This is a genomic window from Sedimenticola sp. (genome assembly GCF_050289425.1).
In the GTDB taxonomy this organism is placed as follows: Bacteria; Pseudomonadota; Gammaproteobacteria; order Chromatiales; family Chromatiaceae; genus Sedimenticola.
On sequence record NZ_JBNKFS010000019.1, the window covers coordinates 1 to 23,861 of the forward strand.

The following is a 23,861-nucleotide window of genomic DNA, read 5'->3' on the forward strand; positions in this document are numbered from 1 at the left end:
CCGTATGTAAGTGTGCAGTCGTGACCTGTTTTCCGTCATAAAAAGTCCTTTACAATACAGAGGTGGGTCCATGTAAGCTGATTATGCGTCTTCCTTGCTGACATAAGTGAGTATTGCAGCAGGCACGCTCGGTTAGTTGAATATTGCGAGATAATGTTCTATATATGTTCTCTATTCGACGGACATAGAGCAAGGAGTCGCAATGTCTGATTTTAGTGAGGATGGCACCAATAACGCCCTCGTTGGAAAGTTTTGGCACAATTACGTTTCTGTACTTAAACGCTTCGGCATACCGGACCGCAGCCAGCCCTGGTACCGAAAGCACGTTCAGCGGTTTATTGACGATCACCCGCATATCAAGTTGCGAGAGCATCGACCTGAATCCGTAACGCTCTGGCTGACGCGGCTGAGCAATAACGCCACGCTTCCGCTTTGGCAATATCGGCAAAAGGTGGATGCGCTGCGTCTGCTCTTTCGCCACATGCTTGGAGCGGATTGGGCGGCTGAATTTGACTGGACCTACTGGTCGGATGCGTGCCAACCGCTGGACAACACGCATCCCACCGTGGCCCGCGCCTATGAATCGAAATCCGCGGGGGCAGAGCGGCCCGGCAATCTTCTTGGCCAGCGGTTTCCGGCCGATTACACCCGTTTTGTCGCCGCGGTCCGGATTGCCGACCTCTCGATCAACACGGAGAAGAGCTACCTTGGGTGGATCAATCGCTTCCTTCGATTTCATAATGACCGGGGTCCATCCGCTTGCGCAGAACCTGAAGTGGCTTCCTTTTTAGAACATTTGGCGGTGAAGCGCAAGGTTACCGGCGCCACCCAGGCCCAGGCCCTCAATGCGCTGGTGTTCTTCTTTGCACGCACGCTGGAACGACCGCTGGGTGATATTGGCCACTTCAAGCGACCAAAGCCGCATCAACGGGTTCCCACCGTCCTGAGCAGAACAGAAGTTGCGGGGATTTTGCAGCCCTTGCAGGGACAGACCGGATTGATGACCCGACTGATGTACGGTACCGGAATGCGGGTAATGGAGTGCGCACGCTTGCGGGTGCTCGACCTGGATTTTGATTACAGGAAAATCACCGTTCACGAAGCCAAGGGGAAAAAGGACCGCGTGGTCCCCATGCCCACCTCCCTGATCGAGCCACTGAAAAAACAGATCGCCTGGGTCGGCCTGAAGCATGAAGGTGACCTGCAAGCCGGCTTTGGCGGCGTGTTCATGCCGGACGCATTGGCCCGCAAGTACCCAAACGCTGCCAGGGAGTTGCGCTGGCAGTACCTGTTCCCGGCCAGCCGTATCGGCAAGGACCCGCGCTCCGGCACCCGGCGCAGGCACCATATCCATCCTAGTGTGATACAACGCGCCGTGCGTGACAGCGCCCGTAAATCGGGCATAACCAAGCGCGTAACCAGCCATACCCTGCGCCACTCGTTCGCCACCCATCTGCTGGAGTCTGGTTCTGACATCCGAACCGTTCAGGAATTGCTCGGCCATTCCGATGTAACGACAACGATGATTTATACGCATGTTCTCGGCAAGGGCGGTCACGGGGTTAGCAGCCCACTGGATCGACTGGACACTTAAAAACAAAACGGCCCGCAAAAATGCGGGCCGTTTTTGTCCGTGGAAGGACTTATGCCGTGAGGGCCATGGATGGCTGAGAACGACATTTTATGGTTGGTGGCCAGGGACAGAATCGAACTGCCGACACGCGGATTTTCAATCCGCTGCTCTACCAACTGAGCTACCTAGCCTTGGCGAGGGCGTATTAAACCGATACACGCCGTCCGAGTCAAGTGGGAATTGTGGCTGGACCGCTCACTGCGGGCGCATTCGCCGGTAAACCCATCTGTTGCCGTGCGGGTCCGCCAGAGCGCTCCCGCATGGGTCGGTAAGGTCAGGGGGTAAAATTGACCTGGGTGCCGCCGCCTTCGAACAGGAACTTCTCCATCTGCTCTTCCAGGAACACGCGCGACTTGGGGTCAGCCAAAGAGAGGCGGTTCTCGTTGATCAGGATGGTCTGCTGCTGAAGCCACAACTGCCACGCCTCTTTGGAGATATGATCAAACACCCGCTGACCCAGTTCTCCCGGGTAGGGTGGCCGATCCAAGCCTTCAGCCATCTTTTGCAATTTTACGCAGTCCACCATACGGCTCATCGCCCTCTCCTCTAAACGCTGTTTTAGTTCTTTAATCAGACGCGATACCGGTGCAGCCAAGCCCAGTCGATCTGGTGTATCAGTGTTATACCAAACTCTACTGCTCCCATCCATGACCCATTCTTGCGGCGACGCTATTTTGACCGCCAGTGGGGTAATCAGCAGGTGAAAGTGACTGAAGCTATGGCGTCGCTCCGGCCACCACTCCATTGTCTGATACGCATCGCCAAACCAACCGGATAAGCCTGCCTCGGCCGCCTGCCGATCTTCATATTCCGGCAACCCCCAGAGACCACCCCACAGCCCCTCTTGCGGCCGATTTTCCAGCAATACCCGCTTCTGGCCGTCATGGACCAACAGCATCACCACTTTCCGGCTGGGTAATTTAGCGCGTGGTTTGGATGCGGGGTAATCGGCAACCGCCTCCTCAGCCCGAGCACGACACTGCTTGATCAGCGGGCAGCCGTCGCACAGCGGCTTTGATCGTCGGCAGACCGTTGCCCCCAGATCCATCATGGCCTGGTTATAGTCACGTGTTTGTTGAACAGGGGTAAGCCGCTCGGACAACGCCCAGAGTTGGTTCTGCACCTCGCGCTTGCCGGGCCAGCCGGACACGGCAAAACAGCGCGCCAGGACCCGCTTTACGTTGCCGTCCAGAATCGGGAATGGTTGCTCCAACGCCAAGGACAAAATGGCACCGGCTGTTGAGCGGCCAACCCCCGGAAGAAGCATGAGTGATTCCAATGTACTGGGAAAACGGCCCCCTTGCTCAAATTGAATTACCTGGGCCGCACGGTGCAGGTTGCGCGCCCGCGCGTAATAACCCAATCCGGACCAGTGGTGCAGCACCTCATCCAGCGGTGCCTCGGCCAGCCGGCTCAACGCGGGGAAACGCTGCATAAAACGTTCGTAATAGGGAATAACCGTGGAGACCTGAGTCTGCTGCAACATGATTTCTGAGACCCAGACCCGGTAGGGAGTGGGGGCTTGCTGCCACGGCAAATCTTTGCGGCCATGGCGTTGGTACCAGGTCACCACCTGTTTTGAAAACGATTTTGGGTCCCGCTGCATGATCTCCCCTTGACGATCGGCCGGTACCTGTCTACGGCTTCGCAGACGGCCGTGACGCTTTATGTCACAATACGCGCACTGTTAACAACCCGATAAACGACCGTGAAATCCATTCTATACGGATTTGTCTGTGCCCTGATTGTTGCGCTGCCCAGTCAGGGCCATGCACTCAGTTTTCCGCTGCCAAAGGCAGGGAACGATATCGTCGGCGAACTCCGCCAGATGCAGACCCGCTATGAAGATACCTTTTCCGATATTGCCCGGGCGAATGGGCTTGGCTATACGGAAATGTCCGAAAGCAATCCTCAGGTAGACCCCTGGTTGCCCGGCGAAGGGACATCCATTACCCTGCCGACGCGCTTTATCCTGCCGCCGGGACCGCGCGAAGGTATCGTGATCAATCTGGCCGAATTGCGCCTCTATTACTATCCGCCGGGAGAAAACCGGGTGGTGACCTACCCCTTGGGCATCGGCCGCGAGGGCTGGAGTACCCCGACAGGGATCGCCCGCATCACCGGCAAAAGGACCCAACCCTCTTGGTATCCCCCGGAATCGATTCGCCAGGAGTATGCGGCCAAGGGGGAGCCGCTACCGAAGGTAATCAAAGCGGGGCCGGACAACCCGCTCGGCAACCACGCCATCTACCTGAGTCTGCAAGGCTACCTGATACATGGGACCAATAAACCCTACGGGGTTGGCATGCGGGTCAGTCACGGCTGCATTCGGCTCTATCCCGAGGATATCGCCACCCTGTTTGATCAGGTCTCGACCCATACGCCGGTGCGGATCATCAACGAACCCTACAAAGCCGGCTGGCAAGATGGAAGGCTCTATGTGGAAGCCCACCCACCGTTGAGTGAGCAACGTGCCGAGAAGGGGATCAATTTTACTCCCATGGTCCGGGCGATCATCCAGGCACTGGGTGAGAGCGATCAAAAGCCGGACTGGGACGCCATGAAGCAGGCGGCCATGGGCCAACGAGGCATACCGGTACCGGTAACGACCGCACCGTTATTGCGGCAACCCGCCACAACGACACCCGCTTCAGGACTGGTGCTTTCCGATTCCGAGAAACGCTGAAAATCGTCCGGCATCCACTCGGTGAACCCAACGCCGCTTCTGCGGCATAAATCCATCCCCTTCCAAAGCCAATCCCGCACATCCCTGGACAAAAAAAGCCCGGTAGTCTTTAAGACACCGGGCCTTTTTTTATTCCAACAAGCCGCTGGATTATTTCATCATCGCTTTCTGTGCAACGCGGTCACACTTCTCTGCACACTCATCAGCAGCAGCTTGTGCGGCATTCGCCGCATTCATTGCAGCAGATGCCTTGCGGTCTGCGGTATCCGCGGTCAGCTTAGCGTCTTTGGCAGCTGACATGGCAGCACTGGTGCTGTCTTTCAGATTAGCAATATCGGCCTGCATTTGTTTTATTTGATCGGTGCTGGCACAGCCCGTCACCAAACCCAGAGTAAGCGCCATGGCGGCTAGCTTCGTAAGGGTGCTCTTGGTCATCGTCATCTCCTAAAGTATTGTCTTGTTTTTTACCACGCAGTTCCCGCCAGGCGCTGACCCAGCAGTATCCCTCGCGACATAATATGGGATCGTTGCCCTGTTCTCAAATGAATTCAGCGTTAAACGTCACACATCTGCATTAAAAATCAGTTAAAAAACCCTTTTAGCTTATCTTTCAGCTTGTTTTCCAACTTTTGCTTGGCCTCTTCCTTCTTTTCATCAAGCTGCTGCTTAACCTCGGCCTTCTTCTCTTCGAGCTTGGCCTTTTGCGTGCCGGTCACCACTTGCGCCCAATCGATGGCGTACTTTGGCGAGGCATAGGGACCGGTCAACTTCACCGGCACCGGTATGCCTTTCAGCTCATCCAGCCCCTCGCCGCCCTGCCCGGCGGCGGTGCTGACGATCACCGGTTTGACCAAATAGTCCAGCGTCTCATTCACCAAATTGACCGTACCGGCACCGGTGACACGAAGAAAAGGGGATTTAGCCAGCAAGTCCTGGTTATTCAGCACGCCTTGTTTAATCACCGCGCTGCCACTCAGCTCAGAAAAATCCGTCTGGGCTGGGGCACTGCTCTCCGGCACCGTTTCACCTTTCAGCTTGGCCTTCCCCTCACGCAGCATCTGCGCCAGATTGACCCCCTTTACCGAGCCATTCTCAAATCGGAAATTGAGATCGCCATTCAGTCCGCGTTTGAAGGCGTTAATGCTATTGCCGCTGGTTTGGAGTTTCGCCTGAAAATTACCTTTGCCATCAAACTTGTCCTTGGCGATCAAATCTTTCAGCATCGGGCCGGCCTGAATATCCTTGGCTTGCTTCTCTATCCGTAGCAGCGGTGTCTTACCGGCCACATTCAAGTTGACCAGACCATTCAGACTGCCCTGGTAGAAAGCTCCTATTTTCTGCTCCAGATTGATCTTTCCCTGACGCGCCTTGACCGTGACCACAATCTGTTTGGCGGTCAGTTTCTTGATGATCATTTGACCAATCTTCAACGTACCGTTGAGATTGAGCGACCGCAGTTGCTCTATCGGCAGCAGGGGTTCATCACCACTTCCACTTGCCTGGGAAGTAGCGCCGCCGTTCTCCTTGGCCGGCGCCTCGGCCTCCTCTTTCACCGGCGGCAGGTAGCGGTCCAGATTGATACTGTCCACGTCCAGATCAAAGCCGATAGCGCTCCCCTTGAGGCTGGCGCCGCCGTTAATCCGGGTATCGTCCAGCAGGATGGCCAGCGGCTTTATCTGTGTGGCATTATCCTGAGCCGCCAACTGCATATCGGCGGAGAACCGGGTCAGCACCTGTGGATCAGCCATCTCCGGCAAGGCAATGCCCTGTCCGACCAGCCATTCGCGCAGGTTCAGTTCGGCTAGCGTCAGCTTGCCGCTGAATGCCGGCTTGGCGGCCAGGTTGCTCCCCTTAAGGTTTCCGCTCAGTTGTAGGGCATCGGCGTTCAATTTTAAGTTATTCACCGAGAGTGACTGCCCATCCAGAGCCAGCACGACGTCGGCTGCCAAACTGGCGCTGGCGGTCCCTTTTTTCAGTAATGGACTGGTGGCGTCCAGTTGTAGATTCAATCCCGTAATATTGAGCATCCCGGCGGATTGATCGAGTGCAACGCTGGCATCCAGTTTGACTTGCGCGCTCAGTTCCGGCTCTTTACTTTGCAGTTGCGCACCCAGCTCCAAAGCAACCGGGCTGCCCGGACGAATGGCGCCGCTTTTGAGGAAGAACTGCTCCACCTTAAACTGCTGACCGGCCTGTTGATCGTCCCAGCTGATCCGGGCATCGCTGATATCCACGCCACCGATCACAAAACCTTTCAGCCCTTCACCTTCGCCCGCCTGTGGTTGATCACCTTCATCCGGAGCGCCTCCCTTGACCAAGTCATCCCAGTTGGTGGCGCCGCTTTTTGCTTTGGCCAGGTTCAGCGCCAGCCCGTCCAGACCCACCGTATCCACTTCCAACTGACGGCTCAGCAGCGGCATCAGCTTGACCCGGACCGCCGCACTCTTGACCACGGCAAACGGCTTGTCCCCAAAACCCTTGGCGTTGCTCAGCTCGAGACCGCCGATCTCAACTCCCAGCCACGGAAAGACCGAGAGCTTGAGGTCACCCGCTATTTTCAGATCCCGTCCCGTCTGCGCTTTGACTTGGCTGACAATCTCATCTTTGTAATCATTCGGATCAACCACCATCGGCAGGATGATGACCGCTGCCACGACCAGCAGCAGAACCACCAATACCAGACCGCCCAGTATCTTAAATAACTTACCCATCACAAGCTCCGTGTTATACGTCGAGTTCTTATCTCCGACCGAGTCCCGACCCGTGATCGATCGCAGGGCTCAAAGTCCTACTAAGCATGAACCATAATCCACCCCAGTGCCACCGCACAGCCGGGCAAAAAGTGCCAACTGAAACAGTTTTTAACCTTCAGGACGGGGCGTCGAGCAATTCCAGCAGATATCGAACGGTGCATCGATCTGCTCACCACAATGGGGGCAGCGCCAATCGGCGCGCTCCACCTCGAGTTCTGTCAGATAGCGCGCGACCAGTTGGCGGGCGAGTGTAAAATCGTCATCCTCAACCACCCAGAGCGTCGGAAACTGAATGGCCGACAATTCACCGGCGGCACCACTCAGGTAATCACCAAGAATGACGGTATGGATGTGATGCGAGGCGAGCGCATCGCGCAGCATTTGAGCCTGCAGTCGGTCCTGGCACTCGTAGAGTCGCTTCATAGCGGGATTACAATCGAGAAACGGGGAAGGAAGTTGGAGCGGGTGAAGGGAATCGAACCCTCGTATGCAGCTTGGGAAGCTGCCGTTCTACCATTGAACTACACCCGCTACGCGCAGCAGATTCTATGCGCTGCCAGGGGTCGGGTGCAAGCACCTGTCGCGCATCCTTCGCTATACTCACCGCTTACCCGGGGCCGGGCCATCCCGGTACATAGCTTCTATCTCCTTGCGGAAACGTGTCAGCACCTGGGCACGTTTCACTTTAAGCGTGGGCGTGAGCAACCCATTATCCACGGTCCACGGCTCCAGTTGCAGCATCACCCGCCGCACCTTGGCATAACCGGGAAACTGATTTAGTGAAGCCTTGATACGCTGCGTTACCGCAGCAACCACCCGGGGATGCTGCAGGCCCTCCCGTGCCATCGGATCAAGACCGCAATCCTGCGCCAACGCCGGCCAATGCTCCGCCTCCAGCACCACCAATGCGGTGAGGTAAGGCTGACCTTCCCCCAACACCAACACCTGGGAGATCAACGGATCGAGGGCAATCGCCAGTTCCATATCCCCCGGGGGAACCTTCTCCCCATTGGAGAGAACCAGAATATCCTTGATACGCCCGGTGATGTAGATGTGGCGGTTTTCGATCCGGGCTTGATCGCCGGTATGCAACCACCCGTCCGCATCGATCATCTTGGCCGTAGCGGCATGGTTATTCCAGTAGCCGAGCATAACACCTGGCCCGCGAACCAGCAGTTCATCATCCTCACCGGTACGGACCTCAACACCGCGTAGCGGTACGCCGACGCTGGCCGGGTCATTATCTTCCACCGGGTTAACGCTGACGACCGGGCTGGTCTCGGTCAAACCATAACCCTGCAACAGGGGAATCCCCAGTCCGATAAACAGCTGGGCAATCTCCGGCGATAGCGGCGCACCGCCACTGACGGCAATGCGCAGTCGTCCACCCAGCCGCCCCGTGACCTTCGTCGCAACCAATCGATCCAGCAAGGGCCAGAACAGTAACGACGGATGCCAGCCACTGCGGCGCTGGGTACGTTCAAAACGGCGCCAACCGATCCGCACCGCCGAACGAAACAGCCACCGGGACAAGAACGCTTGGCGACGCATCTGATCGGTGATACGCCCATACACCCGTTCAAATATACGCGGTACCGCAATCAGGATGGTCGGCTGAACCCGCGTCAGATCCTCGGCCAACTGACCGATTGAACGGGAATAGGCGACGGTCGAGCCGGTCATGATCGGCAGGTAGTAACCGGCAGTCCGCTCCAAGGTATGGGAGAGCGGCAGAAAGGAGAGGAATTGATCCTCCTGATAACAATCGATAACGGTAATCGAGGCATGGGCGATAGAGAGCATGTTGTGATGGCTTAGCATCACCCCTTTGGGACGCCCTGTGGTACCCGAGGTATAGACGATGGAAGCCAGCGCGTGGGGATCACCCTGACGGGGTTTCGGTAGCTCCACGTGGGTCGGCAGCAGATCCTCCACGCGCCGAAGCCGTCCATCAGCCGCCATCAGGGCGTGATCCTCATCGGAGGCATCCTGGATCAGGACGTGTTGCAGGGGGCTCTCTACCGGGATCGCCGGCGCCAGGCGGCGCCAGCGATTGCCATCCTGCACCAGCAACAGCTTGATCGCCGCATCCTGCAAGATGTAGGCAATGTTATCCGGCCGGTCATCGGTATAGAGCGGCACCACCACCAGCCCCATACCCAGACTGGCTTGATCGAAGGCCACCCATTCCGGCGAATTGCGCAGGGATAGCGCCACCCGATCGCCGGGACGCAACCCCGTCTCGGCGAGGATGGCCCGCCAGCCGGCTATCCGCTCCCCCATCTCGCGCCAACTGTAGTCGCACCACTGACCGGTTTTGCGCTCATAGCTGCGATAAGCCGTCCGCTCCGGGGTCCGTTTCATCCGCTGCAAAAACAGGCCATCCAGGGTCCCGGCCAGATCAACCGATATCAGATCCTCAGTCCACTGATGCAAAGTACCCCCTAAATGCTGTTATTATTCTTCACATTGAATCAAATCACGAGACGATTCGGTTTCGTGTAGAATCCCGCGGAAATTATCTTTATACCGTTATGGCGCTGGTCAACCAAGCCCCAACCATCGCGACTCTTTAACAAATAACCCAAGCATTATGTCAGAACAGGAAAAACCGCATCGCCCGATCCGTAGTTTTGTGCTGCGCCAGGGACGTCTCACTGTTGGCCAGCAGCGGGCATTCGATACCCTTTGGCCACACTTTGGGTTGGAATACGACGGCCAGCCTATCGATTTCCCGACGTTGTTCGGTAACGATAACCCCGTGTTTCTGGAGATTGGTTTTGGCAACGGGGCCTCGCTCGCCAGTATGGCCGAGGCCAATCCCGAGCATAACTATCTCGGCATTGAAGTCCACGGCCCGGGGGTGGGCCACCTGCTGCTTGAGATCGAAAAGCAGTCACTACGCAATGTGCGCATCCTGCGCCATGACGCGATTGAGGTGCTGAAAAACGCGATTCCGTCGGGCTCTCTGCAGGGGTTATTCCTGTTCTTCCCCGATCCCTGGCACAAAAAGCGGCACCACAAGCGGCGTATCCTCAATCCGGCTTTCGTCAATGAGCTTGGACGGGTGATCCGCCCGGGCGGCTTTTTTCATGCTGCCACCGACTGGGAGGATTACGCCTTGCAGATGATGGAGATCCTTTCCGCCGCCGAAGCGGCGTTTGAAAACAGCGCCGGTAAAGGCTGCTACACGCCCCGACCCGACTACCGCCCCTTGACCAAATTCGAGCAGCGCGGTCACCGGCTGGGACATGGGGTGTGGGATCTGATCTTTATCCGGCGCCAGGACTGAACCGAATGGCGCGCCTGATGCTGAAACAGTTTCAGGGGGCCGGTCTGGAGCCTATCGACCTGACGATTGACGCCGGCGAGTGCATCACCCTGACCGGTAGTTCCGGCAGTGGCAAAACCCGGTTGCTGCGCGCCATCGCCGACCTGGATCCCCACACGGGGGATATCCTGCTCGATCACCAACCGATCGACGCCACCCCGCCACCCGACTGGCGTCGCCAGGTGGGACTGCTGCCGGCAGAGAGTCACTGGTGGTATGACCGGGTGGCGGCGCATTTCACTGCACCGACATCCTCGCTGCTGGAACAACTGGGGCTGTCTGCTGATTGCCTGCAGTGGTCGCCCAGCCGCCTCTCCAGCGGTGAACGCCAACGTCTGGCCCTGGCCCGCCTGCTGGACCGGCAACCGGCGGTACTGCTGCTCGATGAGCCCACCGCCAATCTGGATCCGGAAAACAGTGCCCGGGTAGAGCAGGTGGTGGCGCACTATGCCACCCAACAAGGAGCCGCCGTGCTCTGGGTCAGCCACGATCCGCAGCAGCGCCATCGGGTCGGCACCCGCCACCTGACGATTCGCGGACAGCGTATCGAGGCGGAGTCCGTTTAATGGAACTGATCCACCTCAGCGCCCTCGACCTCGCGATCCCGGCTCTGCTGGTGGTACTGCTAGCGGTGCTGTCCTGGCGCTTGCGACTGGGAGTTGAACGGCAACTGCTGATCGCCGCCCTGCGCAGTATTTTGCAACTGCTGCTGCTCGGCCTGGTACTGAAAACGCTGTTCGGCCAGAGCGCCCCCCTGCCCATTCTGCTTCTGGCCCTGTTTATGTTGACGGTGGCCGGATATGAAGTAATGGCCCGGCAGCAACGCCGCTTTCGCGGCCTCTGGGGTATCGGCATCGGCACCCTCTCGATGTTTGTCTCATCCTTCAGCATCACCCTGCTGGCGCTGCATTGGGTGGTCCGGGTCGATCCCTGGTACACCCCGCAGTACCTGATTCCGTTACTGGGTATGCTGTTGGGCAACACCATGTCCGGCATGGCGATTGCGCTGGACAACCTGACCCGTGAGGCGTGGCAACAGCGCGGCGTCATCGAGGCCAGGCTGATGCTCGGCGAGCGCTGGGACCAAGCCATTGGGGAGATCCGACGCAACGCCTTGCGCTCAGGCCTGATTCCGATCATCAATGCGATGGCGGCGGCCGGCGTGGTCAGCCTGCCGGGCATGATGACCGGTCAGATCCTCTCCGGCAGCGCGCCTTTGGAGGCCGCCAAATATCAGATCATGATCCTGCTGCTGATTGCCGTGGGCACCGGACTCGGCGCCATCGTGGCGGTATGGATCGGTTCCCGCCGTCTGTTTGACCCGCGTCAGCGACTTCGCCTGGAACGATTGTCCTCCCCCTCTGATTAGCCATGATCCATTACCCGTCAACATAGAGCAGCTCCTCCAGACGGGGTACGACTGGAATTTTCGGTCAATACTAGGACTAGCCAATGTCGCGCATGCGCCGCAGCTTCAACAGCAGCACCACGAAGGGTGCCCCGTGCAACAGCAGATCGAATATATCCAGCGGGCGTACCAGCGTACCGTCAACCAACATCTTCAGTTTCTGCCAGACGTGGGGTTCCGGCGTGAAGGGAGCCAGCCCGAGCAACAGACAGGCGAGCAGTATCAGGGGCAGGGAGAATTCGTCCAACCAAGTCATGTTCAATCACTACCTATGATCAGATTGATGATGGGAGAGCCGACCGGTTAACCGTTCCCGTTCGACAGCGAACGATAGAGTTCGGCATCGGCTGCACTGAAACAGCACGCAATCAGCTCTTCGAATCCCTCGGCCGCACCCATCTCTTCCAGGGCAATCGCCGCTGCCTGACGTTTCGGATAACCGTATACGCCGGTGCTGATAGCCGGGAAAGCCACCCGTGTTAACCCTTTCTCCCGCGCCAACGCCAGGCTGTTGCGATAACAGGCGCGCAACTGTTCCGCCTCATCCGCATCGCCACCGCGCCAGATCGGTCCGACGGTATGGATCACCCAGTCGGCCGGCAGCTTAAAGCCCGGCGTGATTCGCGCCTCGCCGGTGGGGCAACCGCCCAATGTGCGACAATAGGCCAACAACTCGGGACCGGCCGCCCGATGGATGGCCCCATCCACCCCACCACCGCCCAGCAGGCTGGGATTGGCCGCGTTGACAATGGCATCCACCTTAAGCTGGGTAATGTCCCCTTGCGTGATCGTGATCCGACTCATCACTACACCTCTTGACTGAACTCTTCACCGGCCCATTTATTCTGTACCATATCCACTATGTCTACACTTGTCCCTCTGCTGCTACTTGGCTTGCTGATCTGGTTTTGGCTGGATAGTGCCCGCGCGCGCGAAATCGCCACCGGCATCTGCCAGGCCGCCTGCGAACAGCGCAATCTGCAGTTCCTCGATCAAACGGTGGCACTGCGACGCATCAGCCTGCGCTGGACCCAGCGTGGAATCCGTATCCGACGCCTGTTCCAGTTCGATTATAGCGAGGAGGGCGTCGGACGGCGCGATGGCCACGTGATACTGGTAGGCATTCAGTTGGAGGAGTTTAGCCTGGGACTGCCCAGCCAGGATGACAAGGTGGTGCCGTTTCGACCGAAACCGCCTGACCTGTAATGACCGCTTATTTGACCACCTTCAGGGTGGGCCGGTCACGGGGCGGCTTGGGATCGTCATCCGGCGGCGTATCATCGTCATCGGATAACACCTCTTCCGGGAACAACATGCCGCGGCCGTTCTCCCGGGCATAGATGCCCAGTACCGCATCCGGCGGCACCACTACATCCATCGGAGTACCGCCGAAGCGGGCATTGAAGGTAATGAAGTCGTTGCCGAGCAGCAAGCCGCGCACGGCGGTCGGCGTTACATTGAGTACGATCCGCCCCTCCTCGACAAACTGCTGCGGCACAATCACGTCCTTTTTTTCCGCATCCACCAGCAGATGAGGCGTGAGGTTGTTATCCACCAGCCACTCATACAGCGCGCGAATCAGATAGGGACGATTGGAAGTCAGCATAACGGCCAGGGAGTGATCAGTCCCGCATCTCCCGTTCGGCCTCGGAGAGACTCTCCTGGAACGATTCACGTTCGAACAGGCGGGCAGCGTAATCCAGCACCGGCTTACCTTGGGGCGGCAGCTCGATACCGAGCAGCGGCAGACGCCAAAGCAGCGGTGCAATGGAGCAATCCACCAGGGAGAAATCATCGCTCATGAAATAGGGTTTATGGGTAAAGATGGGAGCCGCGGCGATGAGACTCTCGCGCAACTCTTTGCGTGCCTTGATGGCACCTTTACCACCGCCCAGAATCTCTTCCATCTGCGTGTACCAGTCTTTACTCACGCGGTGCATATAGAGCCGCGAACTGGCACGGGAGACCGGATCCACAGGCAGCAGCGGAGGATGAGGAAAACGCTCATCCAAATACTCCATGATGATGCGCGATTCGAACAACGTCAGATCCCGATCTACCAAGGTCGGCAGCGTGCCGTAGGGATTCAGATCCATGATGTCTTCGGAGATATTCAGCGGATCAACGTCCTTGATCTCGACGGTAATATTCTTTTCAGCCAACACCAGACGCACACGATGACTGTAGGGGCTGGTCGGATCCGAGTACATGGTCATCACAGATCTCTTGTTCGCAACAACGGCCATACAAACCACTCCAGGATAATATCAGGGACGGGGGGTCTATCGGACTTAACACTGATCTACCACGACCATCGATCAAGCCCAACAGACTCCCTTCAACAAAAAATTTCCGTCGCCCTAAAGCAACGGGGGCGTACAGTATACAATAAACTGTACGCCCCCGTGTTACCGGATACACAGACAATCAGTGGATGTCTTTCCAGTACTCTTTCTTCAACAGGTAAGCCAATACGAAGAACACCGCCAGGAACAGCAGTACCCAGGTACCCAGACGTTTACGCTCCAGCTGAATCGGTTCGGCCACATAACTGAGGAAGGCAGTCAAATCACGCATCGCGCCATCGAACTCTTCCGGGCTCATCTTGCCCTTGCCGGCGGCCCCTTCTACCGGTTCCAGCTTCTCGATCACCTTCTGGCCATCCACTTCCTCATATACAGCCTGCTGGATGCCCTGCAGTTCCCACAGCACATTAGGCATGCCCACATCCTTGAATACCACGTTGTTCACGCCGAACGGACGCGCGGGATCCACATAGAAGCTACGCAGGTAAGTGTAGATATAGTCCACGCCGCGGGCGCGGGCGATCAGGCTCAGATCAGGCGGCGCCGTACCGAACCAAGCCTCGGCGTTGGCCGGGCTCATGGCGATATTCATCGTGTCACCGATCTTGTCGGTGGTGAACATCAGGTTTGCCTTCACCTCATCCTCGGTCAGCCCCAGGTCACGGGCCAAACGGTTGTAGCGCTGGAACTTGGCCGAATGACAACTCAGACAGTAGTTGACGAAGTACTTGGCACCACGTTGCAGAGATGCCTGATCAGAGACATCGATATCTGCATCATCCAGATGAACACCCTCTGATGCCAGAGACAGCAGGGGTGCCACAGCTAATAAAAGTGCAACAATCAGCTTTTTCATTTGGTCACCCTCTCAGGAACAGGCTTGGTCTTATCCATCTTGCTGTAGAACGGCATCAACAGGAAGAAGGCAAAGTAGAGCAGCGTGCAGACACGCGCCAACCAGGTCAGGACAGGGGTGGCCGGCTGCGTACCCAGCCAGCCCAGCAGGATGAACACCACGACGAAGATGGCGATAGCAACCTTCACGATCATCCCTTTGTAGCGAACCGACTTGACCGGGCTACGATCCAGCCAAGGCAGGAAGAACATCACTACAATGGCGGCGCCCATCGCCACCACACCCGGGAAAGCGGAACCGGCCATGGACGGTACCGCGCGCAGGATGGCGTAGAACGGCGTGAAGTACCAAACCGGTGCGATATGCAACGGCGTCTTCAACGGGTTGGCCGGATCGAAGTTGGGGTGCTCAAGGAAATAGCCGCCCATCTCCGGAGCGAAGAAGATCGCCGCGGCAAACAGGAACAGGAACCCGGCCACACCGGCGATATCCTTCACCGAGTAGTAGGGATGGAAGGGAATACCATCTTTCGGAATACCGTTTTCGTCCTTGTTCTTCTTGATCTCAATACCGTCCGGGTTGTTGGAACCCACTTTATGCAGTGCCACGATATGTACGAACACCACGGCGGCCAACAGGAACGGCAGCAGGAAGTGCAGTGCGAAGAAGCGGTTTAGCGTCGCATCAGAGATGACATAGTCACCGCGGATCCAGACGCCCAGATCCGGTCCGATCACCGGCACCGCGGAGAACAGGTTGATAATCACCTGCGCGCCCCAGTAAGACATCTGACCCCAGGGCAGCAGGTAGCCCATGAAGGCGGTGGCCATCATCAGGACATAAAGCACCATGCCGATGATCCACAACAGCTCACGCGGCGCCCGGTAAGAGCCGTAGATCAATCCGCGGAACATATGCAGGTAGATGACGATGAAGAAGGCCGAGGCACCAGTGGAGTGCATGTAGCGGATCAGCCAACCCCAGTCCACATCACGCATGATGTATTCGACCGACCCAAAGGCCAGTGCGGCATCCGGTTTGTAGCTCATGGCCAGCCAGACGCCGGTCAGGATCTGATTCACCAGCACCAACATGGCCAGCGAACCGAAGAAGTACCAGAAGTTAAAGTTTTTCGGCGCGTAATACTCCGCCAGGTGCTCATTCCACACCTTGGTGGCCGGGAAGCGCTCATCAATCCAGGTCATTAAGCTCATCAGGCCGCTCCTCCATCATCACCCACCAATATCTGGGTATCCGTCAGGAACTGATAAGGGGGAATTTCCAGGTTCTTGGGAGCAGGTACGCCGCTGAATACGCGTCCTGCCAAATCGAAACGTGAACCGTGACAGGGGCAGAAGAAACCGCCGACCCAATCCTCACCCAGGTCATGGGGTGCCACCTCTGGGCGATAGGTGGGCGAGCAACCCAGATGGGTGCAGATACCCACGGCCACCAAGTACTTCGGTTTACGTGAACGGAAAGGGTTTTGACAGTATGCCGGCTGCTGCGGGCTGGTGGATTCCGGATCCAACAGCGCGTCGGTCAGGTCCTCCATATCTTTCAGGTTCTTCTCCGTGCGATGGACCACCCAGACCGGTTTGCCACGCCACTTGACGCGCATCATCTGGCCAGGCTCAAGCTTGCTGATGTCGGCTTCAACCGGTGCACCTGCGGCCTTCGCCTTTTCACTTGGATTCCAAGACTTCAGAAAAGGTACTGCGACAAAGACGGCGCCCACGGCACCGACCACACTGGTTGCAGCAGTAAGAAACCGCCGCTTTTTTAGATCCACACTCATTAGTTTAAGACTCCCGGAGTAGGCCGGACGCTAATAATCCCGGCCGAATCTTAACAGAATTGGCGCAGGAAAATCAGTATATGCTGATATTTACCCCAAAATAGACGGCGCATTCTCTAACATGCGCCGCCCTAGGTCAAGAATGGCCTGCGCGGCAAGGCCGGTAAACAGGCGGGATGCAGGCCCTACGCAGCCCGATCAAACCGGGTTGTCATCATCGATAAACTGGTGATTCAGATCGAATTTTTCTGCCAGGTGACACCCCAGAGCCTGCACACCCAGCCGTTCCGTGGCGTGATGACCGGCGGCGAAATAGTGGATGCCCAGCTCGCGGGCCAGATGGGTGGTCGATTCCGAGATCTCTCCGCTGATAAAGGCATCGAGCCCTGCGGCGGCAGCCTCGACAATGGCACCCTGCGCCGCGCCGGTACACCAGCCAACGCGACAGATCGGCCGATCGCCCGCCGCGATCAATAGAGGCTCTCGTCCCAACGCGGCAGCAATACGCTGCGCCAGATCCGCCGGTGTCTCTCGATCCAACGCCCCCTGCCAAACCAATCTCTGGGTCAGCGGGCGGCTCTGCTTAATCCCCAGCAGGTCACCCAGGGTGCGATTGTTACCCAGCTCCGGATGGGCATCCAGCGGCAGATGATAGGCCAGCAGATTGATACCGCCGGTGATCAGCGTGCGTATTCGGCGACCTCTTACACCGGTCAACGGTGCCGCTTCACCACGCCAAAAGTAGCCGTGATGCACCAGCAACAGATCGGCCTCGGCCTGCACGGCCGCTTCAATCAGGGCCTGACTGGCGGTGACACCGCTCACCACTGTGCGGATCTCTCGCTTTCCCGCATCCAACTGCAATCCATTCGGGCAGTAATCGTCAAAATCCGCCGTCCCTAACAGGGCATTGCAATACTGCTCCAATTCAAAAAGATCGACCATATTGGCGCCTCGCCTCCCCTCCTGTGATGGGACATAATAGGCTATCCCGTAATTGACCAGCCTAGTGTAACCTGACTAAACGATGAAAAGAGCCTTCACCTATATTGCCACGTCCGCCTTCGCCGGCATGGCTGCCGCCTACCTGGCCGTCACCCTATTCACCACACCACCGCCTGCGCCTTCGCTGGCGCCCGCTCCACCCCCCAGCCTGGCACCAGCAGCAAACCCACTGCCAAGTCAGGGACCGGCCTCTTACGCCAGTGCCGTGCAGTTGGCCGCCCCCGCGGTGGTGAATATCTATACCGCCAAGGTGACGGTACAACGGGGTAATACGCTGTTCGATGACCCCTTTTTTCGACGCTTCTTCGGCAATCAATTCCAATCCCGACCAAGGAAAAAGCTCCAGACCAGTCTCGGCTCCGGCGTGATCATCAGTCGGGACGGTTATATTTTGACCAACAACCATGTGGTGGAAGAAGCCGATGAAATCCGCGTCGTGCTCTCCAACGGCCGTACCCTAAAGGCCCAGGTGACTGGTGTCGATCCGGATACCGACCTGGCGGTGTTGAAAACCGACGCCAGCGACTTGCCCACCATCACCGTTGGCGACTCCCAGGGACTGCAAGTGGGCGACGTGGTATTGGCCATCGGCAACCCGTTCGGCGTGGGCCAGACCGTCACCATGGGCATCGTCAGTGCCACCGGTCGTGATCAGCTGGGCATCAATACTTTTGAAAACTTCATCCAAACCGACGCTGCCATCAATCCAGGCAATTCCGGCGGCGCCTTGATCAACGCCCACGGTCAGCTAGTGGGCATCAATACCGCCATCTTCTCCAAGAGTGGCGGCTCACAGGGTATCGGTTTTGCCATCCCTGTTGCGTTGGCGAAGGGGGTCATGGAGCAGATCCTTAAACAGGGGCGCGTGGTTCGCGGCTGGCTCGGCATTGCCGGTCAGGATATTACGCCGGAGCTGGCCGAATCTTTTGGGTTGGAAGCCGGAAGCGGCGTGCTGATCTCGGGCGTACTGGAGGGCGGTCCGGCTGACAAGGCGGGCCTCGCACCGGGTGATGTCATCACCCGCATCAACGACCAGCCGTTGACCAGCTCTCATGACATCCTCAACCTGATTGCCGCCGTGCCGCCGGGAAACCATGTACGGGTCGAGGGCTGGCGTGACCGGAAACCTTTTGATATCCAGGTTGAAGTGAGCGAGCGCCCACGGATGGAAGCCAGCCAATAACCGGAAACACCGCGCAGGCACTCAAGACGTGCCCATCTCATCACCTCACACTACCGAGCTCGGTAATTCGTAGGGGCAGGTCCCTACGCTATTTGAGTCGGTATTCGGCAGAACGGGCATGGGCGGTCAGACCTTCACCGCGGGCCAATATGGAAGCGGTGCGACCGAGCGTGTCGGCACCACTCTCCGATACCATGATCAGGCTGGAGCGTTTCTGGAAATCGTACACACCGAGTGGCGAAGAAAAACGCGCCGTTCGGGAAGTGGGCAAGACATGATTCGGTCCGGCACAGTAATCACCGAGCGGCTCGGAGGTATAACGACCCATAAAAATCGCCCCGGCATTTTGAATCTGTTCCACCAGCGTCAAGGGATCTTCCACCGACAGCTCCAAATGCTCCGGCGCAATATAGTTGGCGACCCGGCATGCTTCATCCATATCCTGACAGACAATCAGCGCCCCACGCTCTTTCAGCGCCGTCGCAATAATCGGCTCACGCTCCATGGTCGGCAACAGGCGGTCGATACTCTGCTTTACCCGGGCGACAAACTCCGCGTCCGGCGCAATCAGAATGGACTGAGCGTCTTCGTCGTGTTCAGCCTGGGAAAATAGATCCATCGCCACCCAGTCGGGATCGGTCTGGCCGTCACATACCACCAGGATTTCCGATGGGCCCGCCACCATATCAATGCCAACCTGGCCAAATACCGCCCGCTTGGCCGTCGCCACATAGATATTGCCCGGCCCCACCACCTTATCCACCGGTGGTACCAAATCGGTTCCGTAGGCCAACGCGGCGACGGCCTGGGCTCCGCCGATAGCAAAGACCCGATCCACACCGCAGATATGCGCCGCAGCCAATACCAGTTCATTCAGTTCCCCGCCCGGCGTGGGCACTACCATGATCAGCTCTTGCACGCCGGCCACCTTGGCCGGTAGCGCATTCATCAACACCGAAGAGGGGTAAGCCGCCTTACCGCCGGGCACATAGAGTCCCACCCGCTCCAGCGGCGTCACCTTCTGACCCAGCAAGGTGCCATCCGCTTCATGGTAGCTCCAGGATTCACCTTTTTGTCTTTCGTGATAGATACGAACCCGCTCGGCAGCATGCTGGAGAGCGGACTGCTGCGCCTCGGGGAGTCCGTTCCAGGCCTGTTCCAGACGTGCCAGCGGCACTTCCAGATCGGCGGCTGTGGCGGCATTCCAGCCATCAAATCGATTGGTGTACTCCAGCAACGCCGCATCCCCACGTTGACGGATATTGGCGATTATCTCGTTGACGGTACGATTTACCACCCCATCAGAGACCGACTCCCAGGCCAGCAACTGATCGAGCTGTTGTTGAAAATCACTATCGGATGTGGAGAGTTGGCGTATTTCGGACATGATCAATCCCAGACTCAAGGTATAAAACAGATAAATGGGTCACGGCTCAAGCCGCTTTGGCGATGGCCTCTTGCAGGGCATCCAACAACTGCATGACGGTTGCGTGTTTCATTTTCCAGGAAGCCTTGTTCACCACCAAGCGCGAACTGATATCGGCAATATGCTCCAGCGGCACCAAACCGTTGGCTTTCAGGGTATTGCCGCTCTCTACCAGATCCACGATCAGATCAGACAGGCCCACCAACGGCGCCAACTCCATGGAGCCATACAGCTTGATAATCTCCACCTGCTGTCCGCGGGCGGCAAAATAGCGCCGGGCGGACTCCACATACTTGGTGGCGATACGCAGGCGATTACCCTCCAGGCTGGCATCCGCCACCCCAGCCACCATCAACCGACAGCGGGCGATCTGCAAGTCCAGCGGCTCGTACAGCCCTTCTCCGCCATGTTCCAGCAACACATCTTTTCCGGCCACCCCCAGATCGGCAGCTCCCCACTGTACGTAAGTAGGCACGTCGGTGGCGCGGATAATGACCAATTTTACGTTCGCGTGATTGGTATCCATGATCAGCTTGCGGCTGGTTTCCGGATCATCCGTCGGCACAATGCCGGCATGGGCCAGCAGAGGCAGTGTCTGCTCGAAAATTCGTCCCTTGGAGAGGGCAATAGTTATCGGGGCATCAAATTTCATCTACTCATTCCGGTCAGTGGCCCAAAACCTAACGATTATTTGGGCACGCGGCGGATCTGGGCACCTAACCCCGCCAGCTTCTCCTCGATATTCTCGTAACCCCGATCAATGTGATAGATCCGGTCAACCACAGTCTCACCGTCCGCCACCAAGCCGGCCAGCACCAGACTGGCGGAGGCGCGCAGGTCGGTCGCCATCACCGGCGCACCGGTGAGTCGCTCAACTCCGGAGATAATGGCTGTATTGCCTTCCAACTTGATGTGGGCACCCATACGCTGCATCTCTTGCACATGCATGAAGCGATTTTCAAATACCGTCTCGGTAATGGTCCCAACCCCTTCCGCTACCGAATTCAAGGCCGTGAACTGGGCCTGCATATCGGTGGGAAAAGCCGGATAGGGCGCGGTATGAATATCCACCGCGCGCGGTCGCCTGCCCTGCATATCCAATGTAATCCAATCCTCACCCTGTTCAATCTCAGCGCCCGCTTCACGCAGCTTATGGGTAATGGCCTCGACCAATGCTGGCTGGGTATCCCGTACCCGGATCTTGCCGCCGGTGATAGCGGCCGCCACCAGATAAGTACCGGTTTCAATACGGTCGGGCAATACGTCATAGTGAGTGCCCACTAGGCGGTCAACCCCTTCTATCACGATAGTATCGCTTCCGGCACCGCTGATCTTAGCCCCCATTTTATTGAGACAGTTGGCCAGATCCACCACCTCCGGCTCACGTGCGGCGTTCTCGATTACCGTCTCCCCGTCCGCCAGGGCCGCCGCCATCATCAGATTTTCGGTACCGGTTACAGTTACCACATCCATAACCAATCGGGCGCCTTTCAATTTCTTGGCGGAGGCGCGGATATAGCCGTTTTCCACCTCGATCTTGGCGCCCATGGCGCGCAATCCCTCGATATGCAGATTCACTGGACGGGAGCCGATAGCGCAACCACCCGGCAGGGAAACATCCGCCCGCCCGAACCGGGCCAGCAACGGACCCAGCACCAGAATCGAGGCACGCATGGTCTTAACCAGTTCATAGGGGGCATGAAAATCCCGGATACTGCTGGTATCGGTCTCGATACAGAGACGCTCATCCACCACCAGTTGCACCCCCATGTAACCAAGCAGTTCCATGGTGGTGGTGATATCGTGCAGGTGGGGCACGTTGCCGATAGTAACCGGCCCGTCAGCCAACAGAGTAGCGGCAAGAATAGGCAGTGCGGCATTCTTGGCGCCGGCAATACGCACATCGCCGGAGAGGGGCGCGCCGCCGGAGATAATCAGTTTATCCATCTATAAAGAACCATTTTCCGGGTACCAGTAGCACCGCCGAGAAAGAAGAGAAAACCAAAGGAACCGGGTATTCTATGAGAAAAAGCGGCAAACCGGAAGACAGAGGGGGTAGAACGCCGGCATAACGATCAACGCTCTATCAGCCCTCCAGCGGCAGCAGCGCATCGACATTGCTCAGCCGGGCGATGCCGAGTAACGCCTCGGACAGCGAACGGATCCGCAACTTCACCTCTCGGCGCTGGGCATGCTCCATCACCTCAAGCAATAGGGCCAAACCGGAACTGTCCACATCGCCCACCTGGGACATATCGATAACCAACTCCGAACCTTTGTTACTCTCGAGCAGCTTTTCAATCTTACCAAGCAACGTCGTTACATGGGCAAACACCAGATCACCCGACAGTCGCATGACACCCCGGTCATCAATAACCGCTTGCGGAGCAGTCATTCAGTTTCTCTGCTCATTGCGCTGCTCAAGCTTTTCTATCAGCCCGGACAGCTTGTAGCGCCTGATCTGGGAGGCAAATGAGGTGCGGTAATTGGACACCAGACTGATGCCATCAATGGAGACATCGAATACCTTCCACTCCTCTCCATTGAGGTACAGCCGGTAATCGATCGGAATTGGCAGCGCCCCGGTCGCCTGAACCGCAGTATTCACCGTTGCCTCACTGCCGCCTCCGTCTTCCCGGGAGGGGAGATAGACAATCTCTTCGCCCGAGTAGTTGAGCAGTGCCGTAGCGTAAGTACGCACCAACAATTGCCGAAATGCCTTTACAAAAGCCTCTTTCTCCGCCTCTTTGGCACGCCGCCAGTACTTACCCAGCACCAGTTGGGACATGCGCTGAAAATCAAACCGGGGCAATACGATATGTTCCACCAGATCATAGATTTTACCCGGTGACGCCTGTAACTCCTGTTTGCGCGTCATCAGCTCCGCCAACATCTGATCGGATGTTTGCCGTACTACTTCCTCCGGAACCACCGCCGAGATGGCCGGTGTCGCCAACAGCGACAGCAGTACCAACCACAGACCAGCGAAAAATTGTTTATTCACTCTTGCCACCCTCTTCTGCCTTACTAAACAGAAACTGACCGATGATCTCTTCCAGCACCAGGGCAGACTGGGTCAGGGAGATCTCCGATCCGTTTTGCAGATACTTCTCACTACCGCCCGGATCCAGACCGATGTACTGCTCGCCCAACAGCCCGGCTGTAAAAATCTTGGCGAAACTGTCTTCGGGGATCACATTATATTGAGTTTCGATACGTAGCGTGACCACCGCTTCATAGGTTTGTCTATCGAAGCCTATCTCGCTGACCCGACCGATCCTCACACCCGCCATGGTTACCGGGGAACGCACCTTCAGGCTGCCAATATTGTCAAACCGTGCGGTCACTTCATACCCGTCGCCGTTGTTCGAGGCGCTCAGGTTGCTCACCTGCATGGCGAGAAAGAAGAATGCGACCAGGCCAGCCGCCATAAAGGCACCGACAAGAATCTCAATCGTCCTGTTATGTATCATCAA

At 57.5% G+C, this 23,861-nt stretch carries 26 protein-coding genes and 2 tRNA genes; 7 read left to right on the forward strand and 21 right to left on the reverse strand.

Going from position 1 to position 23,861, the window contains the following annotated elements; all coding sequences use genetic code 11:
- Positions 1 to 202: 202 nt before the first annotated feature.
- A complete protein-coding gene (locus tag ACQY5R_RS13325; RefSeq protein ID WP_428609321.1) occupies positions 203 to 1,594 on the forward strand; it encodes an integron integrase in 1,392 nt (463 codons plus the stop codon).
- Positions 1,595 to 1,688: 94 nt separating this feature from the next.
- On the opposite strand, the gene ACQY5R_RS13330 is transcribed toward ACQY5R_RS13325, so the two are convergent.
- A tRNA-Phe gene (locus ACQY5R_RS13330) sits at positions 1,689 to 1,764 on the reverse strand.
- 143 nt (positions 1,765 to 1,907) lie between these two features.
- Positions 1,908 to 3,239, reverse strand: coding sequence for an A/G-specific adenine glycosylase (gene mutY / locus ACQY5R_RS13335; RefSeq protein WP_428609322.1), 1,332 nt, complete (start codon positions 3,237 to 3,239; stop codon positions 1,908 to 1,910).
- 102 nt (positions 3,240 to 3,341) lie between these two features.
- Between mutY and ACQY5R_RS13340 the strand changes: the two genes are divergently transcribed.
- Positions 3,342 to 4,319 carry a L,D-transpeptidase family protein gene (locus tag ACQY5R_RS13340; protein WP_428609323.1) on the forward strand — a complete coding sequence of 326 codons (978 nt, stop codon included), beginning with the start codon at positions 3,342 to 3,344 and terminating at the stop codon, positions 4,317 to 4,319.
- A gap of 150 nt (positions 4,320 to 4,469) precedes the next feature.
- On the opposite strand, the gene ACQY5R_RS13345 is transcribed toward ACQY5R_RS13340, so the two are convergent.
- From ACQY5R_RS13345 to ACQY5R_RS13365, 5 genes are all read right to left on the reverse strand, one after another.
- A complete protein-coding gene (locus ACQY5R_RS13345; RefSeq protein WP_428609324.1) occupies positions 4,470 to 4,754 on the reverse strand; it encodes an Lpp/OprI family alanine-zipper lipoprotein in 285 nt (94 codons plus the stop codon).
- 146 nt (positions 4,755 to 4,900) lie between these two features.
- The gene (locus ACQY5R_RS13350; protein WP_428609326.1) at positions 4,901 to 7,030 is read right to left on the reverse strand and encodes an AsmA family protein; all 2,130 of its coding nucleotides are present in this window, start codon (positions 7,028 to 7,030) and stop codon (positions 4,901 to 4,903) included.
- 150 nt (positions 7,031 to 7,180) lie between these two features.
- Positions 7,181 to 7,495 carry a DUF2007 domain-containing protein gene (locus tag ACQY5R_RS13355; RefSeq protein WP_428609327.1) on the reverse strand — a complete coding sequence of 105 codons (315 nt, stop codon included), beginning with the start codon at positions 7,493 to 7,495 and terminating at the stop codon, positions 7,181 to 7,183.
- Positions 7,496 to 7,529: 34 nt separating this feature from the next.
- A tRNA-Gly gene (locus tag ACQY5R_RS13360) sits at positions 7,530 to 7,603 on the reverse strand.
- A gap of 69 nt (positions 7,604 to 7,672) precedes the next feature.
- Positions 7,673 to 9,508 (reverse strand): AMP-dependent synthetase/ligase, encoded by a 1,836-nt coding sequence (locus ACQY5R_RS13365; RefSeq protein WP_428609328.1) that lies wholly within the window; start codon positions 9,506 to 9,508, stop codon positions 7,673 to 7,675.
- A 157-nt stretch (positions 9,509 to 9,665) separates the two neighbouring features.
- Here ACQY5R_RS13365 and trmB point away from each other — a divergent pair, with 157 nt between their 5' ends.
- From trmB to ACQY5R_RS13380, 3 genes are read left to right on the forward strand one after another with little or no spacing between them, the layout of a single operon-like run.
- Positions 9,666 to 10,364, forward strand: coding sequence for a tRNA (guanosine(46)-N7)-methyltransferase TrmB (gene trmB / locus ACQY5R_RS13370; RefSeq protein ID WP_428609330.1), 699 nt, complete (start codon positions 9,666 to 9,668; stop codon positions 10,362 to 10,364).
- Positions 10,365 to 10,369: 5 nt separating this feature from the next.
- Complete coding sequence (locus ACQY5R_RS13375; protein WP_428609332.1) at positions 10,370 to 10,969, forward strand: ABC transporter ATP-binding protein; 600 nt, start codon at positions 10,370 to 10,372, stop codon at positions 10,967 to 10,969.
- The gene (locus ACQY5R_RS13380) at positions 10,969 to 11,772 is read left to right on the forward strand and encodes an ABC transporter permease (protein ID WP_428609333.1); all 804 of its coding nucleotides are present in this window, start codon (positions 10,969 to 10,971) and stop codon (positions 11,770 to 11,772) included. Before ACQY5R_RS13375 ends, ACQY5R_RS13380 begins: the two co-directional genes overlap by 1 nt.
- Positions 11,773 to 11,848: 76 nt before the next feature.
- Here the strand turns inward: ACQY5R_RS13380 and ACQY5R_RS13385 are convergent, their stop codons facing one another.
- Together ACQY5R_RS13385 and ACQY5R_RS13390 are read right to left on the reverse strand one after the other, a co-directional pair.
- Positions 11,849 to 12,067 (reverse strand): RND transporter, encoded by a 219-nt coding sequence (locus ACQY5R_RS13385; RefSeq protein ID WP_428609334.1) that lies wholly within the window; start codon positions 12,065 to 12,067, stop codon positions 11,849 to 11,851.
- A gap of 47 nt (positions 12,068 to 12,114) precedes the next feature.
- A complete protein-coding gene (locus tag ACQY5R_RS13390) occupies positions 12,115 to 12,615 on the reverse strand; it encodes an O-acetyl-ADP-ribose deacetylase (protein ID WP_428609336.1) in 501 nt (166 codons plus the stop codon).
- A gap of 57 nt (positions 12,616 to 12,672) precedes the next feature.
- Here ACQY5R_RS13390 and ACQY5R_RS13395 point away from each other — a divergent pair, with 57 nt between their 5' ends.
- Positions 12,673 to 13,017 (forward strand): DUF3301 domain-containing protein, encoded by a 345-nt coding sequence (locus ACQY5R_RS13395; protein ID WP_428609338.1) that lies wholly within the window; start codon positions 12,673 to 12,675, stop codon positions 13,015 to 13,017.
- Between the two features lie 7 nt (positions 13,018 to 13,024).
- Here the strand turns inward: ACQY5R_RS13395 and ACQY5R_RS13400 are convergent, their stop codons facing one another.
- The 6 genes from ACQY5R_RS13400 to ACQY5R_RS13425 all read right to left on the reverse strand — a co-directional run bounded on the left by ACQY5R_RS13400 (position 13,025) and on the right by ACQY5R_RS13425 (position 17,716).
- Positions 13,025 to 13,414, reverse strand: coding sequence for a ClpXP protease specificity-enhancing factor (locus ACQY5R_RS13400; protein WP_428609428.1), 390 nt, complete (start codon positions 13,412 to 13,414; stop codon positions 13,025 to 13,027).
- 19 nt (positions 13,415 to 13,433) lie between these two features.
- The gene (gene sspA, locus ACQY5R_RS13405; protein ID WP_428609339.1) at positions 13,434 to 14,057 is read right to left on the reverse strand and encodes a stringent starvation protein SspA; all 624 of its coding nucleotides are present in this window, start codon (positions 14,055 to 14,057) and stop codon (positions 13,434 to 13,436) included.
- Between the two features lie 181 nt (positions 14,058 to 14,238).
- Positions 14,239 to 14,973: a cytochrome c1 gene (locus ACQY5R_RS13410; RefSeq protein WP_428609341.1), complete on the reverse strand. Its 735-nt coding sequence runs from the start codon at positions 14,971 to 14,973 to the stop codon at positions 14,239 to 14,241.
- Complete coding sequence (locus ACQY5R_RS13415) at positions 14,970 to 16,187, reverse strand: cytochrome b (RefSeq protein WP_428609342.1); 1,218 nt, start codon at positions 16,185 to 16,187, stop codon at positions 14,970 to 14,972. The genes ACQY5R_RS13410 and ACQY5R_RS13415 overlap by 4 nt, the downstream gene beginning before the upstream one ends.
- On the reverse strand, positions 16,187 to 16,771 hold the full coding sequence (gene petA, locus ACQY5R_RS13420) for a ubiquinol-cytochrome c reductase iron-sulfur subunit (protein ID WP_428609343.1): 585 nt from the start codon (positions 16,769 to 16,771) through the stop codon (positions 16,187 to 16,189). Before petA ends, ACQY5R_RS13415 begins: the two co-directional genes overlap by 1 nt.
- Positions 16,772 to 16,969: 198 nt before the next feature.
- A complete protein-coding gene (locus ACQY5R_RS13425) occupies positions 16,970 to 17,716 on the reverse strand; it encodes a Nif3-like dinuclear metal center hexameric protein (RefSeq protein ID WP_428609344.1) in 747 nt (248 codons plus the stop codon).
- An 82-nt stretch (positions 17,717 to 17,798) separates the two neighbouring features.
- Between ACQY5R_RS13425 and ACQY5R_RS13430 the strand changes: the two genes are divergently transcribed.
- Complete coding sequence (locus tag ACQY5R_RS13430; RefSeq protein WP_428609345.1) at positions 17,799 to 18,959, forward strand: S1C family serine protease; 1,161 nt, start codon at positions 17,799 to 17,801, stop codon at positions 18,957 to 18,959.
- An 88-nt stretch (positions 18,960 to 19,047) separates the two neighbouring features.
- Here ACQY5R_RS13430 and hisD read toward each other — a convergent pair whose 3' ends face one another.
- From hisD to mlaD, 6 genes are all read right to left on the reverse strand, one after another.
- A complete protein-coding gene (gene hisD / locus ACQY5R_RS13435; RefSeq protein WP_428609347.1) occupies positions 19,048 to 20,346 on the reverse strand; it encodes a histidinol dehydrogenase in 1,299 nt (432 codons plus the stop codon).
- A gap of 46 nt (positions 20,347 to 20,392) precedes the next feature.
- Positions 20,393 to 21,037, reverse strand: coding sequence for an ATP phosphoribosyltransferase (gene hisG, locus ACQY5R_RS13440; protein WP_428609348.1), 645 nt, complete (start codon positions 21,035 to 21,037; stop codon positions 20,393 to 20,395).
- A 35-nt stretch (positions 21,038 to 21,072) separates the two neighbouring features.
- Positions 21,073 to 22,332, reverse strand: coding sequence for a UDP-N-acetylglucosamine 1-carboxyvinyltransferase (gene murA, locus ACQY5R_RS13445; RefSeq protein ID WP_428609350.1), 1,260 nt, complete (start codon positions 22,330 to 22,332; stop codon positions 21,073 to 21,075).
- A 139-nt stretch (positions 22,333 to 22,471) separates the two neighbouring features.
- Positions 22,472 to 22,780, reverse strand: coding sequence for an STAS domain-containing protein (locus ACQY5R_RS13450; RefSeq protein WP_428609352.1), 309 nt, complete (start codon positions 22,778 to 22,780; stop codon positions 22,472 to 22,474).
- Positions 22,781 to 23,389: an MlaC/ttg2D family ABC transporter substrate-binding protein gene (locus ACQY5R_RS13455; protein ID WP_428609354.1), complete on the reverse strand. Its 609-nt coding sequence runs from the start codon at positions 23,387 to 23,389 to the stop codon at positions 22,781 to 22,783. It abuts the gene before it with no gap.
- On the reverse strand, positions 23,382 to 23,858 hold the full coding sequence (mlaD, locus tag ACQY5R_RS13460; RefSeq protein ID WP_428609355.1) for an outer membrane lipid asymmetry maintenance protein MlaD: 477 nt from the start codon (positions 23,856 to 23,858) through the stop codon (positions 23,382 to 23,384). The genes ACQY5R_RS13455 and mlaD overlap by 8 nt, the downstream gene beginning before the upstream one ends.
- Positions 23,859 to 23,861: the final 3 nt, after the last annotated feature.